At 73.3% G+C, this 15,066-nt stretch carries 13 protein-coding genes; 6 read left to right on the top strand and 7 right to left on the bottom strand.

Annotated features, from left to right (window positions below):
* Positions 1–66: 66 nt before the first annotated feature.
* The 4 genes from RBJ77_RS47170 to lnt form a co-directional block, all read right to left on the bottom strand.
* A complete protein-coding gene (locus RBJ77_RS47170) occupies positions 67–2,004 on the bottom strand; it encodes a helix-turn-helix domain-containing protein (protein WP_372350610.1) in 1,938 nt (645 codons plus the stop codon).
* A gap of 154 nt (positions 2,005–2,158) precedes the next feature.
* The gene (locus tag RBJ77_RS47175) at positions 2,159–2,947 is read right to left on the bottom strand and encodes a 3-hydroxybutyrate dehydrogenase (protein ID WP_372350611.1); all 789 of its coding nucleotides are present in this window, start codon (positions 2,945–2,947) and stop codon (positions 2,159–2,161) included.
* A 55-nt stretch (positions 2,948–3,002) separates the two neighbouring features.
* Positions 3,003–3,485, bottom strand: coding sequence for an NUDIX domain-containing protein (locus RBJ77_RS47180; RefSeq protein ID WP_372350612.1), 483 nt, complete (start codon positions 3,483–3,485; stop codon positions 3,003–3,005).
* 51 nt (positions 3,486–3,536) lie between these two features.
* Positions 3,537–5,141, bottom strand: coding sequence for an apolipoprotein N-acyltransferase (lnt, locus tag RBJ77_RS47185; RefSeq protein ID WP_372350613.1), 1,605 nt, complete (start codon positions 5,139–5,141; stop codon positions 3,537–3,539).
* A gap of 280 nt (positions 5,142–5,421) precedes the next feature.
* Between lnt and RBJ77_RS47190 the strand changes: the two genes are divergently transcribed.
* The 3 genes from RBJ77_RS47190 to RBJ77_RS47200 all read left to right on the top strand — a co-directional run bounded on the left by RBJ77_RS47190 (position 5,422) and on the right by RBJ77_RS47200 (position 9,461).
* Positions 5,422–7,734 carry a molybdopterin cofactor-binding domain-containing protein gene (locus tag RBJ77_RS47190; protein WP_372350614.1) on the top strand — a complete coding sequence of 771 codons (2,313 nt, stop codon included), beginning with the start codon at positions 5,422–5,424 and terminating at the stop codon, positions 7,732–7,734.
* Between the two features lie 15 nt (positions 7,735–7,749).
* Positions 7,750–8,226, top strand: coding sequence for a (2Fe-2S)-binding protein (locus RBJ77_RS47195; RefSeq protein ID WP_372350615.1), 477 nt, complete (start codon positions 7,750–7,752; stop codon positions 8,224–8,226).
* Between the two features lie 161 nt (positions 8,227–8,387).
* Entirely contained in the window at positions 8,388–9,461 is a 1,074-nt protein-coding gene (locus tag RBJ77_RS47200) for an O-antigen ligase family protein (RefSeq protein WP_372350616.1), read from the top strand.
* A 17-nt stretch (positions 9,462–9,478) separates the two neighbouring features.
* Here RBJ77_RS47200 and RBJ77_RS47205 read toward each other — a convergent pair whose 3' ends face one another.
* Positions 9,479–10,042 (bottom strand): hypothetical protein, encoded by a 564-nt coding sequence (locus RBJ77_RS47205; protein WP_372350617.1) that lies wholly within the window; start codon positions 10,040–10,042, stop codon positions 9,479–9,481.
* 75 nt (positions 10,043–10,117) lie between these two features.
* Entirely contained in the window at positions 10,118–10,903 is a 786-nt protein-coding gene (locus tag RBJ77_RS47210) for a glutamate racemase (RefSeq protein WP_372350618.1), read from the bottom strand.
* A gap of 58 nt (positions 10,904–10,961) precedes the next feature.
* On the opposite strand from RBJ77_RS47210, the gene RBJ77_RS47215 reads away from it, so the two are divergent.
* Positions 10,962–12,137, top strand: a complete 1,176-nt coding sequence (locus RBJ77_RS47215; RefSeq protein WP_372350619.1) for a glycosyltransferase — start codon at positions 10,962–10,964, stop codon at positions 12,135–12,137.
* 18 nt (positions 12,138–12,155) lie between these two features.
* On the opposite strand, the gene RBJ77_RS47220 is transcribed toward RBJ77_RS47215, so the two are convergent.
* Entirely contained in the window at positions 12,156–13,424 is a 1,269-nt protein-coding gene (locus RBJ77_RS47220) for a TerD family protein (RefSeq protein ID WP_372350685.1), read from the bottom strand.
* Positions 13,425–13,690: 266 nt separating this feature from the next.
* Here RBJ77_RS47220 and RBJ77_RS47225 point away from each other — a divergent pair, with 266 nt between their 5' ends.
* A complete protein-coding gene (locus RBJ77_RS47225; RefSeq protein WP_372350620.1) occupies positions 13,691–14,137 on the top strand; it encodes a DUF6643 family protein in 447 nt (148 codons plus the stop codon).
* A 62-nt stretch (positions 14,138–14,199) separates the two neighbouring features.
* Positions 14,200–15,024: an MOSC domain-containing protein gene (locus tag RBJ77_RS47230; RefSeq protein WP_372350621.1), complete on the top strand. Its 825-nt coding sequence runs from the start codon at positions 14,200–14,202 to the stop codon at positions 15,022–15,024.
* Positions 15,025–15,066 lie beyond the last annotated feature (42 nt).

The following is a 15,066-nucleotide window of genomic DNA, read 5'->3' on the forward strand; positions in this document are numbered from 1 at the left end:
GCCCCGGTCAGCCCCGGTCAGCCCCGGTCAGCCAGTGTCGACCCCGTACGCCCCCGGCGTACGGGGTCACCGTATGTCCGCGCCCGCCAACCGGTGCAGCCGCAGGGCGAGTTGGATCTCCAGCGAACGAGCGGGCGACTGCCAGTCGGCGCCGAGCAGCCGCCCGATCCGCTCCAGGCGCTGCGCCACCGTGTTCACGTGGACGTGCAGCGCGTCCTTCGTCCTGGCCGGACTCGTGCCGGAGGCGAAGTAGGCGTCGAGGGTGCGCACGAGATCGGTGCCCCGGCGCTCGTCGTAGGTGACGACATCGCCGATGGTGCGGTCGACGAAGCCCGCGATGTCCCGGCTCCCGGCGAGCAGCAGCCCCAGGAAACCGAAGTCCTCGGCCGCCGCGCCCTCCCCCGCCCTGCCCAGCAGGCGCAGCGCGTCGAGACAGCGCTGGGCCTCCGCGTAGGCCGTCGCCGCCGTGTCGGCCCGGCCCGCGAGGTCGTCCACCGGCGCGGAGGCGCCGACGGTGACCGTCTCGCGGATCGCCGCGGACAGCCGCTTGGCCACGTGCGCCGCGATCCCGGACGCGGTGCCGTCGCCGCGCAGCGGCAGCAGCAGGACGGTGCCGCCGTCCCGCGCGGCGGCCAGGCCGTGCCGGGTCGCCGCGAGGTGGTTGGCCGCGGACCACAGCCGGCGCCGCGCGGCCGCCTCCTGCTCCGCGTCGGCCCCGGCCGACTCCAGCCGGGCCGCGAGCACGACGTGCGTCGCGTCCAGGTCGGCGTACAGGCGGGCCGCCCTCTCGCGCAGCAGCCGCGGGTCCCGGTCGCGCGCGTCCAGCAGGTCGTCGAGGAGCTCGCCCCTGACCCGCTGCTCGGCCTCGGACGCGGAGCGCCGGGCGAGCAGCAGCAGCGAGGTGACCATGGCGGCCCGCTCCAGGGTGCGCTGGTCGACCGGGTCGAGGCCCGGGTGGCCGCGCAGCACGAGGGCGCCGAGCAGCTCGCCGCCGGCGGCGACGGCCGCGACCCAGTCCGCGCCGCGGCGCACCGCGTGGCCCTCGCCCCTGGACGCCTCCAGCGCCTCGCCGGGCGCGGCCTCGGCGTCCGCGAACTCCACGCTGCCGTCCAGGACCTGGGAGACGGCCGCCGCCACGTCGTGCACACCGCCGCCGCGCAGCACCAGCTCGGCCAGCCGGTCGTGCACGTCGGAGGCGCGCTCGATGACGCCGCTGCGGTCCCTGATGATCTCGTTGGCCCGCTCCAGCTCGCCGAGCGCCTCGCGGGTCTCCGTGAGCAGGTTCGCGGTGTCGATGGCCGCCGCGGCGAGCGCCGCGAACGAGCCGAGCAGCGCGATCTCCTCCCGTGCGAAGACCCGCGCCCGCCGGTCTGCGGCGAACAGCACGCCGATCACCTGCGGTCCCAGCATGAGCGGGACGCCGAGGATGGCCACGAGCCCCTCGTCGTAGACGCCCGCGTCGATGGTGCGGGTGTGCTGGAAGCGCACGTCGTCGGAGTAGTTGTCGGTGACGTACGGCCGGGCGGTCTGGGCCACGAGGCCGCCGAGCCCCTCGCCCATGCCGAGCCGCAGCTGCTGGAAGCGGGCGGCGACGGAGCCCTCGGTGACCCGCATGTAGGTGTCGCCCCTGGCCGGGTCGTTCAGCGTCAGGTACGCGACGTCCGTGCCGAGCAGCGATCTGGCCCGCTGCACGATGGCCTGCAGCACGGCGTCGAGGTCGCGCAGGCCCGCGAGGTCGTGCGCGGTCTCGAACAGCGCGGACAGCTCGGCCTCGCGGCGGCGCCTGCCCTCCATCTCCTCCCGCACCCCGAGCGCGAGCCGCTTCGCCGCCTCCAGCGCGGCGATCCGCGCGGGCTGCGCCCCCTCGGCGCGCGCGAGCAGCACGGGCTGTTCGTAGGCGTCGGCGGAGGCGCCCCTGGCGAGCAGTTCCAGGAACGGAGCCTCCGGGTCGGCCGTGGTCGCCGGGTCGGAGGCTGCGGCTGCGTGCGGTTGGTGGTGCGACATGCTCAACAGGATTACCCGCCGTACGGCCGGCCCCGCCAGCCCTGTGGACAACTCAAGGGATCACCGAAATGCGGCCACCCACATGAGTGACCGCATGGATCGACGAGCACGATGAATGCCGTCGAACAGGAGGAATGCGGACGGACTCCATGATTCAGTGCGCGGTCCAGCCGCCGTCGAGGACGAGCGACGTGCCGGTCATGAACGAGGCCTGCGGCGCACACAGGTACGCCACGGCCTCGGCGACCTCGTCCGGTTCGATGAGCCGCTTGACCGCGCTGTCCAGCAGCATCACCTCGGTCAGCACCCGGTCCTCGGGAATGCCGTGCGCCGCCGCCTGGTCGGCGACCTGCCGCTCGACCAGAGGGGTGCGCACGTAGCCGGGGTTCACGCAGTTCGACGTGACGCCGTGCGGCGCCCCTTCCAGGGCGGCCGTCTTGGACAGCCCTTCGAGCCCGTGCTTCGCGGCGACGTACGCGGACTTGAACGCGGACGCCCGCAGTCCGTGCACCGACGACACGTTCACGATCCGGCCCCAGCCCTGCCCGTACATGTGCGGCAGCGCGCCCCTGATCAGCCGGAACGGCGCCTCCAGCATCACGGTGAGCACCGTGTGGAAGACGTCGGGCGGGAACTCCTCGATGGGGCGGACCAGTTGCAGGCCCGCGTTGTTCACGAGGACGTCGGTGCCGGCCGCCGCCGCCTCGGCGGCGTCGAGGTCGCTCAGGTCGAGGACGTACGGCTCGATGCCGTCCGCCGCGTCGGCCAGTGCGTCCAGACCGGCCGGGTCCCGGTCCACCGCTCTCACCTTGGCGCCCGCGGCAGCCAGCCGCAGGGCGCAGGCCCGGCCGATGCCGCTGGCGGCGCCGGTGACGAGTGCGGTGCGTCCGCCGAGGTCGAGCGGCGCGACGGGGGATGCGGCGAGAGGGGTGCGCGGGGTCATGCTTCGCACCCTAGGCAGCCGATCAGCACCGCCCGATGTGGTCAGCACCCATACTTCACTGCCCAGTCATGGTCTCGAACCATGTCGGTCCCTCGGACTGTGCCTGCTTGATGCGCAGCGTCCCGTGCTCGCTGAGCGGGGGCAGCGCGTCCAGCGGGAACCACGCCACTTCGAGGGACTCGTCGTCGTTCACCCGCGCCTCGCCGCCCGTGGCGCGGCAGCGGAAGGTGATGTCCATGAACTGGCACTGGTCACCGTTGGGGTACGTGACCGGCTTCCTGAACGCCTGCACGAGGACGACGCGCTCGGCGACGCACTCGATCCCGGTCTCCTCGAACACCTCGCGGATCGCGACGTCCGCCGGCTGCTCGCCCGGCTCGGCGATCCCCGCGGGCACGGCCCACTTCCCGGTGTCCGCCCGGCGCCCGAGCAGCACCCGCCCTTCGTCGTCGAAGACGACAGCGGTGACGCCCGGCAGATAGAGGAGCTGGTGGCCCGCGGTGGCCCGGATATCGCGGATGTAGTCAGGCGTGGTCATACGCCCGACCCTAACCGCAGCCGGGCGCCCGCCGGCCCGTCACCCGGCCCGTCAGACCTGTGCGCGCCGCCCGCGGCGGGACCGCACGACGGCCCACGCGAGACCCCCCGCACCGATGGCGACCAGCAACACCTCGGGCCACACGCCCGCGCGCGTGGCCAGCGTCAGTGAGGTGCGCCGGGGGACGTCGGCGAGGAGCGTGTCGGCCTCGAACATGCCCGTGTGCTGGGCGACGGAGCCGTCGGGCCGGATGACGGCGCTGACGCCGCTGGTGACCGGGACCATGACGGCCCGGCCGTGCTCGACCGCCCGCACCCGGTCCATGGCGAGCTGCTGGTAGGTCATCTGGCTGCGCTCGAACGTGGCGTTGTTGCTCGGCACGGACAGGATCTGCGCGCCTTCCTGGACCTGGTCGCGCACGACGTCGTCGAAGGCGGCCTCGTAACAGGTGACGTTGCCGATCCGGGTGCCCTTCATGTCGAAGACCACGGCCTTCTTGCCGGGCACGAAGCTGCCGGCCCGGTCCACGTCCTTGCTGAAGATCCGGAAGAAGCTGCGGTACGGCATGTACTCGCCGAACGGCTGCAGGTGCCGCTTGTCGTAGGTGGCGCCGGGTCCGGTCCTGGGGTCCCACAGGATGAGGCGGTTGCGTGTCGTGCCGTCCTTGGCGGTGACGACGGCACCCACCGAGATCGGCGCGCCCACGGCCTCGGCGGCCTGCTGGATCTCCTGGTAAGCGTCCAGGTTCACGTACGGGTCGATGTCGGAGGAGTTCTCCGGCCAGAGCACGAGGTCGGGCCGCTTCACCTCACCCGACTTGATCTTCGCGGCGAGCTTCATCGTCTCGCGCACGTGGTGGTCGAGGACCGCGCGGCGCTGGGCGTTGAAGTCGAGGCCCATCCGCGGCACGTTGCCCTGGATGAGCGCCACGCGCGCGGTGCCCGCCTCGGCCGACGTCGCCACGAGGGGCATCGCCACGGCTCCGGCGAGCACCGGAACGACGGCGAAGGCGGCCGCGGCGGCGACGCCCCGGTCCCGCAGCGGGCGGGCGTCCGGAGAGCGCCGCACCTCCCTGACCCGCAGCACGAGCGCGGCGAGACCGAATCCGCAGAGCACGACCGCGAAGCCGAGGAGCGGGGTGCCGCCGAGCGAGGCGAGCGGCAGGAACACGCCGCTGGGCTGGCCGAACGCGACCTTCCCCCAGGGGAAGCCGCCGAACGGGAAACGGGCCCGCAGCGCCTCGTCCGCGATCCACACCCCGCTCGCCCACAGCGGCCACATCGGCAGCCGCGACACGTAGGCGATGCCGAGCCCCGCCAGCGAGAGGACCAGGGCCTCGGCGACCGCGAGCGCGAGCCAGGGCAGCGGCCCCACGTCGACGCCCGTCCACGACAGCAGCGGCACCAGGTACGCCAGTCCGAAGACGAGCCCGAGCCCGAAGCCCGCCCGCAGCCGGCGCCCGTGCACGGCGAGGCCGAAGAGCGCGAAGGACAGCGGCGCCAGCCACGGCAGCTCGCGCGGCGGGAAGCTCGCGTAGAGCACCAGTCCGGCGATCGCCGCCAGGGCGACCGGCACGAGCCGTCGCAGGTGGGAGGGGCGAGCGGGCTGCGCGGCGGGCTCGTCCGGCGGGGCGACGGGAGGTGCGGTGGCGGTCACCCGGGGAGTGTACGGCGCGTCACTGTCAGGGCGACATGTCGGTGGCGCCGGCCGGCGGCCCACCGGTGGCGGCGGTCCGGCCGGGGCGCGGAGGAGGTCATGTGAAGGTCCGTCCCCCGCGGTCCTCTCCGGGGACTCGGGCGGCCACCATCGACAGTCGAACGATCACGGCCCCAGGAACGGCCAGGAGCGGAAGGACGATGACGCGCGTGTCCCGCCAGGAGATGACAGGACCGAGAGGTCTCGGAGCGAGGCGCCCCCGGTGCCGGAGGTGGCGTCGATGAGCCGGCCGCAGGACCACCCGCCCCGGCCCGCGGCCGGTGCCCCGGGCATCGGCCGGCGCCGGTTCCTCGGCTACGTGCTCGCCGCGCCGACCCTGGCGACCGCCGCCGAGCTCGGCACGACGGCACCGGCCGCCGCGGACGGGATCCCCTCCGCGGAGATCACGGAACTCGTCGACCTCAACGACGTGATGACGCTGGCCGCCCGGCCGACGGCGAACCTCATCAAGGTCGTGGTCCACCCGGACGGCACGGTCTCCTTCTCCCTGCCCCGGGCCGAGGTCGGACAGGGCATCACCACGTCCACGGCGATGCTGATCGCCGAGGAACTGGACGTCCCGCTCGACAAGGTCCGCGTCACGCTGTCCGACGCCCGCCCCGAGCTGCTGTTCAACCAGCTCACCGGCGGCTCGAACACGACCGTCTCGACGTACACGCCGATCCGGGTCGCCGCGGCCGTCGCCCGGGGCCGGCTCCTGGACGCCGCGGCGATCGAGCTCGGGGCCCTCGTCACCGACCTCACGCTCAAGGCCGGTGTCGTCACCGACCTCGTGGGCCGCACCATCGGCATCGGCGACCTCGCCGAGAAGGCCGCGAGCGTCGAGGCCCGCCGGGTCTCCGTCGAGCTCAAGGAGCGCGCCGACTTCAAGGTCATCGGCACGCCGCAGAACCGGGTCGACGCGCTCGCCGCCGTCACCGGCCGCAAGAAGTTCGCCATGGACCTCGCCGTCCCCGACGCGCTGCCCACCATGGTGTGCCGGCCGCCCACCATCAACGGCAAGGTCGGCTCCGTCACGAACCTCGACGAGGTGCGGGCCCTGCACGGCGTCACCGACGTCGCGGTGATCTCCACCGGGGTGGCCGTGCGCGCGCAGACGTTCGGCCAGTGCATCGACGCGGTGCGCGCCCTCCAGGTCTCCTGGCGGCCCGGCAGCGCGGAGGGCAAGTCCGACGAGACGGTCCGCGAGGAGCTCCGCAAGGCCGAACTCCCGCTCGGGCTGCCGCCGTTGACCCCGTCGGTGGAGGCGACGTTCACCTTCCACTTCCGCGGCAACAGCGCGCTGGAGACCAACTGCGCCATCGCCGACGTCCGGTCCGACCGGGCGGAGATCTGGGCGGGCCTGAAGTCACCGATCGTCGCCCGGCAGACCATCGCCGCGGAGCTCGGACTGCCGCAGGGCGCGGTCACCGTGCACGTCACCGAGAGCGGCGGCTCCTTCGGACGCAAGCTGTTCTTCGACGCGGCGCGGGAGGCCGCCGAGACGTCGAAGAAGATGGGCAAGCCGGTCAAGCTCATGTGGCACCGGGCGGACGACGCCCGCCAGGGCCGGGTCCACCCGATGGCCACCTCCCGGGTCCGCGCCACCCACCTGGGCGGTTCGGTGCTCAGCTACCGGCAACGGCACACGAGCGTCGCCACCGACCTCGGCCACGGGCTCGGCGAGATCCTCACCTCGCTGGCGGCGCAGCTCCCCGTGGGCGACATCGGCTTCTCCGAGACCTTCTTCCAGCTGTCCCAGTCGATGCCGTACGACTTCGGCCTCTACAGCCGGGAGCTGTCCGAGACGGACAAGGGGTTCAACACCGGCAGCATGCGCAACGTCTACTCCCCCGACGTCACCTGCGCGCGCGAGCTGATCGTCGACCGGCTGGCCGCGAAGACGGGCAAGGACCCGCTGCGGTTCCGGCGGGACGCGCTGCGCGGCGACCGCGCCAAGGCCGTCCTCGACAAGGTCGCCGAGGTGGGCCGATGGGGCAGGGCGATGCCGGAGGGCACCGCGCAGGGCATCGCCTTCCACTCCGAGTACCACTCGGTCAGCGCCGTCCTGGTGGAGATCGACTGCCGCCCCGAGACGGTGAACCGGCCGGTCCGGGACGGCGTCGCCGGACCGCGCGTCACCAAGGCGGTGTGTGCGGTGGACGTCGGTCTGGCCGTCAATCCGCGGGGCCTGGAGGCCCAGATGATGGGCTGCCTGATGGACGGCATCGCCCAGACGCTCACCTCCAGCCTCCATCTGCGCGACGGCCACTTCCTGGAGGCCAGCTGGGACAACTACTTCTACACGCGGCAGTGGAACACCCCGCCCGAGCTGGAGATCATCGTCATGCCGACGACGACCGGGGAGCCCGGCGGCGCCGGCGAACTGGGCGTCGCCGCGTCGATGGCCGCGGTGGCCTGCGCCTACGGCCGCGCCACCGGCACCATGCCGACCAGCTTCCCCATCAACCACGGCACGCTCTCCTTCACCCCGAAGCCCACCGTCCCGCCCGTCCCCGCCTCCCCCACCGACGGCCTGGACCACGTCCGATGACCCCTAGGAGCCCTCGTGCCTGAGCACACTTTCCGCCTCAACGGCGAACAGGTCACCGTCGACGCGGCGGACGACGAGCGCCTCCTGTGGGTCCTGCGCGACATCCTCGGCGTCACGGGACCCAAGTACGGCTGCGGCATCAACGTCTGCAAGGCCTGCACGAGCCACGTCAACGGCAAGGCGGCCAACCCCTGTTCCATCCCCGTCAAGGACCTGCGGGCGACCGACGAGGTCACCACCATCGAGGGCCTGCCCGGCACGGTCGGCGAGGAGCTGCACCCGATGCAGCGGGCCTGGCTGGAACAGGACGTCGCCCAGTGCGGCTACTGCCAGCCCGGCCAGATCATGGCCGCCGTCGCCCTGGTCCGCCGGGTGAAGGAGGAGGGCCGTCAGGTCACCGACGAGGACCTGGACGGCATCCGCAACATCTGCCGCTGCGGCACCTACTTCCGCATCCGGGAGGCGATCAGGGCGGGCGCCGAGAACATGTGAGGGGACGGGCCCGCCCCGCCCCGGACTTCCAGCCGGGGAAAGGTTCCTGCGCAACTCCCGCCCAAACCGCCGCACCAGCCGTTACGGTGTGCCCGAGTCCCCGACGTAGGGCCGGATCCGGCCACGGCGCGCGGGGCCCGTCAAGGTCGGGGGGCGACGGGGTGGGAACGACGGGGTGGTCCGCGGGCGCCGGTGGCGTCCGGCGGCGCCGTGGCATCGCCGACGCGATCGGCATCGCCGTGCTGGGCGGCTGCGCGGCCTGGGCCCTGATCACCGCGACCGCACGGGCCGGCCGCCCCGAAGGCATGCTCCTCGCCGTGCTCGCCGTCGCCGCGGGCTACGCGTGCGGCCGGATCGGCGGCGCGCTGGTGCCCGTCGCCGCGTCCTTCGCCGCCGGACTGGGCGGACTGTGCCTCGCGATCGCCGTGCCCCAGGCCGTCCCCGCCCCCGACACCGTGACCCCGATCGGCCGGGCCGGTGCGACGGCCGCGCTGCTCGCCCTGTCCGCGGGCGCCCTGTGCTGCGCCGCCTGGTCGGCCCGGGGGCGGACCAGGCGGATCGCCCTGCACCTGCCCGCGGCCGCGACGGTGGCCGTCGCCGCCGTGCTCGACTCGGTGGCCGGCATCGCGGCGTGCGCGGGCGTCGTGCTGTGCTCGCTCGGCGTGGCCCGGCTGCGCCGCAGGGCGATCGGCCTCGCCGCGCTCGGCTTCGCGACGGCGCTGGTGGCCGGGCTCGGGGTCGCCCTCGCCAAGGACGCCCTGCCGGCCGGGCTCAGGGCGTCCCTGGAGGGCCGGCTCTCCCGGCACCGGGTCCTGCTGTGGCGCGACGCGCTGCAGCTGGCCGAGACCCATCCCGGGCTCGGCACGGGTCCCGGACGGTTCGAGGAGCGCGCCCTCGCCCTCGGCCAGCCCCGACCACCCGACGGCAAGCCGCACTCCGCCGTCTTCCAGGTGGCCGCCGAGCAGGGCGTCATCGGAGTACTGCTGCTGGCGGCCGCGTACTGCTGGCTGCTGTACGTGCTGTGGCGCTCGGCCCGCTCGACGCAGGTGGTCCTCGCCGCCGGAGCGGCCCTGACGGCGGTGGCGGCGATGGCGACGGTCGGCAACGCGCTCAGCTTCACCACGGTGACCGCGGGCGTGGGCCTGCTCGCGGGCATCGCGACCGCCGAACCGTTCGCCGAGGACCCGCCGCACGACGAAGCGGCCGCCCCCGTGCTCAGGGGCGGCCGCGACTGATGGCCCAGGGCCTGTTGTCAGACGACCGGTCCCGGGGCGGTCGGCTTGAGGCGGTCGCGGATGTGCCGCACCGCGCTCTCCGCGTCGTCGACGGTCACCGTGAACTTGCGGCCGTCCCCGAGACTGAGCACCACGCCCTCACCGCGCCGCACGACGACGGCCGTGCCGATCTCCGGACGCCACCGGTAGCCCCAGCCGCCCCACTGCCGGGGCGTGACCCGCGGCGCGAAGTCGGCGTCGACCACATGGGACAGCGGGATGCGGCGGCGCGGCAGTCCGACGTGCCCGCAGCGCACCTCGAGGTGGTCCTTGTCGACCTTCACGGCGACGTGCAGGAACGCGAGGGTGCCGAAGAGGACCAGCAGGCCGACGGCGATGAGGCCGACCACGGACATGGCCAGCGCCGCGATGCCCGTGGCCCACGAATTGTCCACGGCCAGCTCGATGCCGAGGGCGAGGCAGGCGAAGCCGCCCAGGGCGAGGAGCCACTGCACACGATTGTGTGCGCGGCCGGTCCAGATGTCGGTCCCGTGGGCGGAAGTGCGTCGCCCGGGGTGCTCGTCGGCGGCGTGTTCCTTCATGCACACGAGCGTACTCAGGTTCCGGGGCGAAGGCACCGGCTTGCGGAGCGTGACTGCTCCGGACGGTGCCGATGATCACCCGGCGTGACTGACGGCTCCCAGCCCACGGCCTTCGGCGTACGTGAGGGCGGCCTGCGGAAGCGATTCCTCCCGGCCGCTGAGGATCACGGTCAGGCTGCCGCTCCCGGCCGCGTCCGCCACGGGGCGCTCCCCGATCCGGCGCAGCGCCTGCGCGGCGACGGCGCCCGCGCTGCCGTGCAGCACGAGGGGCTCGGCGCCCGGCTGCTGCACCGCGGCGCGGATACGCTCCGCGACCAGCTCGTAGTGGGTGCAGCCCAGCACGACGGCCCGCACGTCACGCGGGGTGAGGGCGGCCGCGGCGGCAATGGCCCGGTCGATGCCCTCCTCGTCGGCCCACTGCACCGCGTCGGCCAGGCCGGGGCAGGGCACCTCGGTGACCTCGACGCCGTCCGCGAAGTCACGGATCAGCGTCCGCTGGTACGGACTGCCGGTGGTGGCGGGCGTGGCCCAGATCGCGATGGGGCCGCCGCCCGACGCGGCGGGCTTGATCGCGGGGACGGTGCCGATGACGGGAACGGCCGGCTCCAGCCGCGCCCGCACCGCGGGCAGGGCGTGCACGGACGCGGTGTTGCACGCGATGATCAGGGCGTCGGGGCCGTGCGCGGCGGCGGCCTCGCAGACGGCCAGCGCGCGCTGCGCGACGTCCTCGGGGGTGCGCGGGCCCCAGGGCATGCCGTCGGGGTCGGAGGAGAGCACGAGGTCGGCGTCGGGCCGCAGGGTCCTCACCGCGGCAGCGGCCGCGAGCAGTCCGATTCCCGAGTCCATCAGCGCGATCTTCACCCGGAAACCATAGACGATGGGTCCGACAGGACGGCGTCCGTGGGGCAGACTGCGGCGGATGGACGTCGTTGCGTGGATCACCGCGGCCTCGCTCGCCGCTTGGCTGTGGCTGCTGCTCTGCCAGGGGTTCTTCTGGCGCACGGACCTGCGGCTGCCGCCGCGCGCGGAGCCCGACGTCTGGCCCGACGTGTGCGTCGTGGTGCCCGCCCGCGACGAGGCGGCCGTGCTGCCGGACAGCCTGCCCTCGCTGCTCGCGCAGGACTATCCGGGGCGGGCCGAGATCTTCCTGGTGGACGACGGCAGTTCGGACGGTACGGGTGAGGTGGCGCGCGCCCTGTCCGAGCGGCTTGGCGGGCTGCCGCTGACGGTCGACTCACCGGGCGAGCCGCCGGCGGGCTGGACCGGGAAGCTGTGGGCGGTGCGGCACGGCATCACGCTGGCACGCGCGCGTGACCCTGAGTTCCTGCTGCTCACCGACGCGGACATCGCCCATGAGCCGGACAGTCTGCGGGAGTTGGTGGCGGCGGCCCGCACGGGCGGCTTCGACCTGGTGTCGCAGATGGCCCGGCTGCGGGTGGCGAGCATGTGGGAGCGGCTCGTCGTGCCGGCGTTCGTGTACTTCTTCGCGCAGCTCTATCCGTTCCGGCGGATCGCGAAGAAGGGCTCGCGCACGGCCGCGGCGGCGGGCGGCTGCGTCCTGCTGCGGACGGCGGCGGCCGAGCGGGCCCGGATCCCGGACGCCATCCGGCAGGCGGTCATCGACGACGTGTCGCTCGCGCGGGCGGTGAAGGGCTCGGGCGGGCACGTCTGGCTGGGCCTCGCGGAGCACGTGGACAGCGTGCGGCCCTATCCGCGCCTCGCGGACCTGTGGCGCATGGTGTCGCGCAGCGCGTACGCGCAGTTGCGGCACAATCCGCTGGTGCTGCTCGGCACGGTGCTCGGGCTCGCCCTGGTCTATCTGGTGCCGCCCCTCGCACTGTGCGCGGGTCTCGTCACGGGCAGCACGCCGACCGCGCTGCTGGGCGCGGCCGCCTGGGCCGTGATGACGGCGACGTACGTCCCCATGCTGCGGTACTACCGGCAGACGCTGTGGCTGGCTCCCCTGCTGCCGTTCACCGCGTTCCTCTACCTGCTGATGACGGTGGATTCCGCGGTGCAGCACTACCGGGGGCGGGGCGCGGCCTGGAAGGGGCGTACGTACGCCCGTCCCGACGCCGCGCCCGAGCAGCAGTGAACTCGCCGCTCCCGCGCGCTACTTGCGGCCGGGCGTCCAGTTCATGCCCCACCCGTAGGCGTGGTCCACGGTCCGCTGCGGGCTGACGCCCCGGTCGGGCACCAGATAGCGGGCTTCGCGCTGCACGGTCAGATCGCCGCCGGTGTTGGTGATGAGGGCGAGCGCGCACACCGTGGACGGCACCGTGCACTCGTCCAGGGAGAAGTCGATCGGTGCGCCGTTCAGCGGTGTCAGGGTGACCGTCGCGTGCAGGTCGGCGAAGCTGCGGGCGCCTTCGTAGATCGTCACGAAGATGAGGACCCGGCGCAGGGCGTCCTTGTGGTCGAGATTGATCGTCAGGTTCTCACCGGTGGCGAGGCTGCCGCTGCGGTCGTCGCCGTCCAGGTGGATGTACGGGGGCTGGTGCAGCGCCCCGAAGGCGTTCCCGAGGGCCTGTACGACGCCCTTGCGTCCGTCGGCCAGTTCGTAGAGCGCGCACAGGTCGAGATCGAGGTCGCGGTGCATGGCGGTGGCCCGGCCCCGCTTGCTCCCCCAGCCGCTGAACTGCTTGCGCACCTCCCAGTTGAGGTTGACCCGCATCGCGCCCGAGGTGCCGCCCTGCTTGGTCAGCGAGACGGTGGGGGCGGACTTGGTGAGCGTGACCTTGGTCAGCTGCACCGGCGCCGCGGCCGGAGCCGTGGGCGGCGCCGCGGGCGGTGGGGGCGGCATGACGGGCTGCGGGGCGCGCGGCGTGACGGGCTGCGGGGCGGCGGCCGGTGCCGCGTGCTGGGGTTCGTCGACCGTGATCCCGTAGTCCGTGGCGAGGCCCTCGAGTCCGCTGCTGTAGCCCTGGCCGACCGCGCGGAACTTCCAGGCGCCCTGCCGCCGGTACAGCTCCCCGAGGACGTAGGCCGTCTCCACGGTCGCGTCCGTGCTGTCGTAGCGGGCGAGTTCTGTGCCGGTGGCGGCGTCCACGACCCGGATGTACAGGCCCGGCACCTGACCGAACGCGCCGCCGTCCGCCGACGCCGCGAGGACCACGGTCTCGATGACCGGCTCCACGCGCGCGAGGTCGACGAAGAGCGTGTCCGTGACGGCACCGTCCGTGGTGACCTTGCCGTCGTGGCGCACGGCTCCGGAGGAGTGCGTGGGCTGGTTGTAGAACACGAAGTCCGCGTCGGAGCGGACCTTTCCGGAGACGAGGAGGAGCGCCGACGCGTCGGCGTCGGGCACCCCGGGCCCCGAACGCCACCCCAATTCGACCCGCACCGCCGAAGCCGGCACCGCGACATTCGATCCCTTGGCCATTGTCATGTCTGCCCCCAACGTCGTCTCCGGCTTCGCCGTCAACCTATTCCCCGCTCCCCGAAGGACCCCAGAGGCGGGGCGCGAAGATCACTGGCCAACCGCCGGTAACCCGCCGGGAGCTCGGCCTTTACACGATTTCAACGCGGCCTGACGACCGTTTTTCCCAAGTTCGCTCGCATTGGGGAAGCGAAGTCACTGCCGACACGCAAAAGAACCCTCTTATCGGGCTACCCCAACGACCACATCGTGGGCTTAACTTATGTGTCATGACCTCCCCCCGCTCCACCTATGGCGGCGGTTACTACTCCGCGCCGTCCTTCCCGGACACTCCGATCTACGACTCCCTCGTCGCAGAGCGGGGCACGCCCCAGATCGCCCCGATCCGGGTTCCCTCCGCGTACGACACCGGCAGTCATCTGCCCGCCCTTCCGGCGGCACTGCCCGCACTCCCCTCCGGCCCCTCCGCGGCCGCACCGCAGTACGGCTACGCCGCGCCCCAGCAGGCCCCGATGCAGGCGGCCCCCATGCAGGCGGCGCCGACGGCGTACATCCCGCAGCAGCAGAGCGCGCCCCGCGGCTACCCGGGCCCGCAGGCCCAGCCGCAGCGGCCGGCCACCGGGTACGAGGCGATGCGCCCGGCGGCGCCCCGTCCGGCGCCCGCCCCGGCCCCGTACGAGGATCCGTACAACCGCCAGCAGTACCGCGGTTACTGAGGGGCGACCGGACTCGGCACCACCCGCGAGGGACTGTCGGCGCAGGCTGGCAGGATGGCCCCATGTCGCATCCTGTGCTCAGCTCGATCCATGTCCACCCGCTGAAGGCGGTTCGGGGGCACGCACCGCGCGAAGCGGTCGTGGAACCGTGGGGGCTCGCGGGGGACCGGCGCTGGGTACTGGTCGACTCCACGAACAAGATCGTCACTCAACGCCCGCATCCACGCCTGGCGTTGGCCGCCGCCGAGCTGTTGCCCGGCGGCGGCGTCCGGGTGTCCGCGCCCGGCCGGAAGCCGCTGACGATCGAGGTGCCCGAGCCGGTCACGACGACCACGATCGAGGTGTGGCGGGACAAGGTGGAGGCCGTCCCCGCCGCCGACGCCGCGCACGCGTGGTGGAGTGCGTACCTGGACACCGACATACGGCTGATGCACCTGGACGACCCGGCGACCAGACGCCCCGTCGATCCCGCCTACGGGAAGCCCGGCGAGACGGTGAGCTTCGCCGACGGCTATCCGCTGCTGCTGACCGCGCTCTCCTCGCTCGACGCGCTCAACTCACTCATCGCGCAGGGTGACCACGCGGACGAGGGCCCGCTCCCCATGAACCGCTTCCGGCCGAACGTGGTGGTCTCCGGCACCGCGCCCTGGGCCGAGGACGACTGGTCACGCATCGCGATCGGCGAGGTCACGTTCCGCATCACCAAGAAGAGCGGCCGCTGCGTCGTGACGACGACGGACCAGACGACCGCGGAGCGTGGCAAGGAGCCGCTGCGCACCCTCGCACGGCACCGCCGCTTCGGTGACCAGCTGTGTTTCGGGACGAACCTGGTGCCGGAGTCGACCGGCACGGTCCGGGTCGGAGATCCGCTCACCGTTCTCGAATAACCGTCACCCGGTCGGGGAACCCGGCAGCCCGGCCTGCTCGTT

Source organism: Streptomyces sp. KL116D (genome assembly GCF_030766975.1).
GTDB classification, from domain to species: domain Bacteria; phylum Actinomycetota; class Actinomycetes; order Streptomycetales; family Streptomycetaceae; genus Streptomyces; species Streptomyces longispororuber_A.

Excerpts from the sequence above, each read along its gene's own strand:
- RBJ77_RS47170 (WP_372350610.1), bottom strand. The coding sequence starts at position 2,004 with ATGTCGCACCACCAACCGCACGCAGCCGCAGCCTCCGACCCGGCGACC.
- RBJ77_RS47220 (WP_372350685.1), bottom strand. The coding sequence starts at position 13,424 with ATGGCCAAGGGATCGAATGTCGCGGTGCCGGCTTCGGCGGTGCGGGTC.
- RBJ77_RS47175 (WP_372350611.1), bottom strand. The coding sequence starts at position 2,947 with ATGACCCCGCGCACCCCTCTCGCCGCATCCCCCGTCGCGCCGCTCGAC.
- RBJ77_RS47230 (WP_372350621.1), top strand. The coding sequence starts at position 14,200 with ATGTCGCATCCTGTGCTCAGCTCGATCCATGTCCACCCGCTGAAGGCG.
- RBJ77_RS47205 (WP_372350617.1), bottom strand. The coding sequence starts at position 10,042 with ATGAAGGAACACGCCGCCGACGAGCACCCCGGGCGACGCACTTCCGCC.
- RBJ77_RS47190 (WP_372350614.1), top strand. The coding sequence starts at position 5,422 with ATGAGCCGGCCGCAGGACCACCCGCCCCGGCCCGCGGCCGGTGCCCCG.
- RBJ77_RS47180 (WP_372350612.1), bottom strand. The coding sequence starts at position 3,485 with ATGACCACGCCTGACTACATCCGCGATATCCGGGCCACCGCGGGCCAC.
- RBJ77_RS47225 (WP_372350620.1), top strand. The coding sequence starts at position 13,691 with ATGACCTCCCCCCGCTCCACCTATGGCGGCGGTTACTACTCCGCGCCG.
- RBJ77_RS47215 (WP_372350619.1), top strand. The coding sequence starts at position 10,962 with ATGGACGTCGTTGCGTGGATCACCGCGGCCTCGCTCGCCGCTTGGCTG.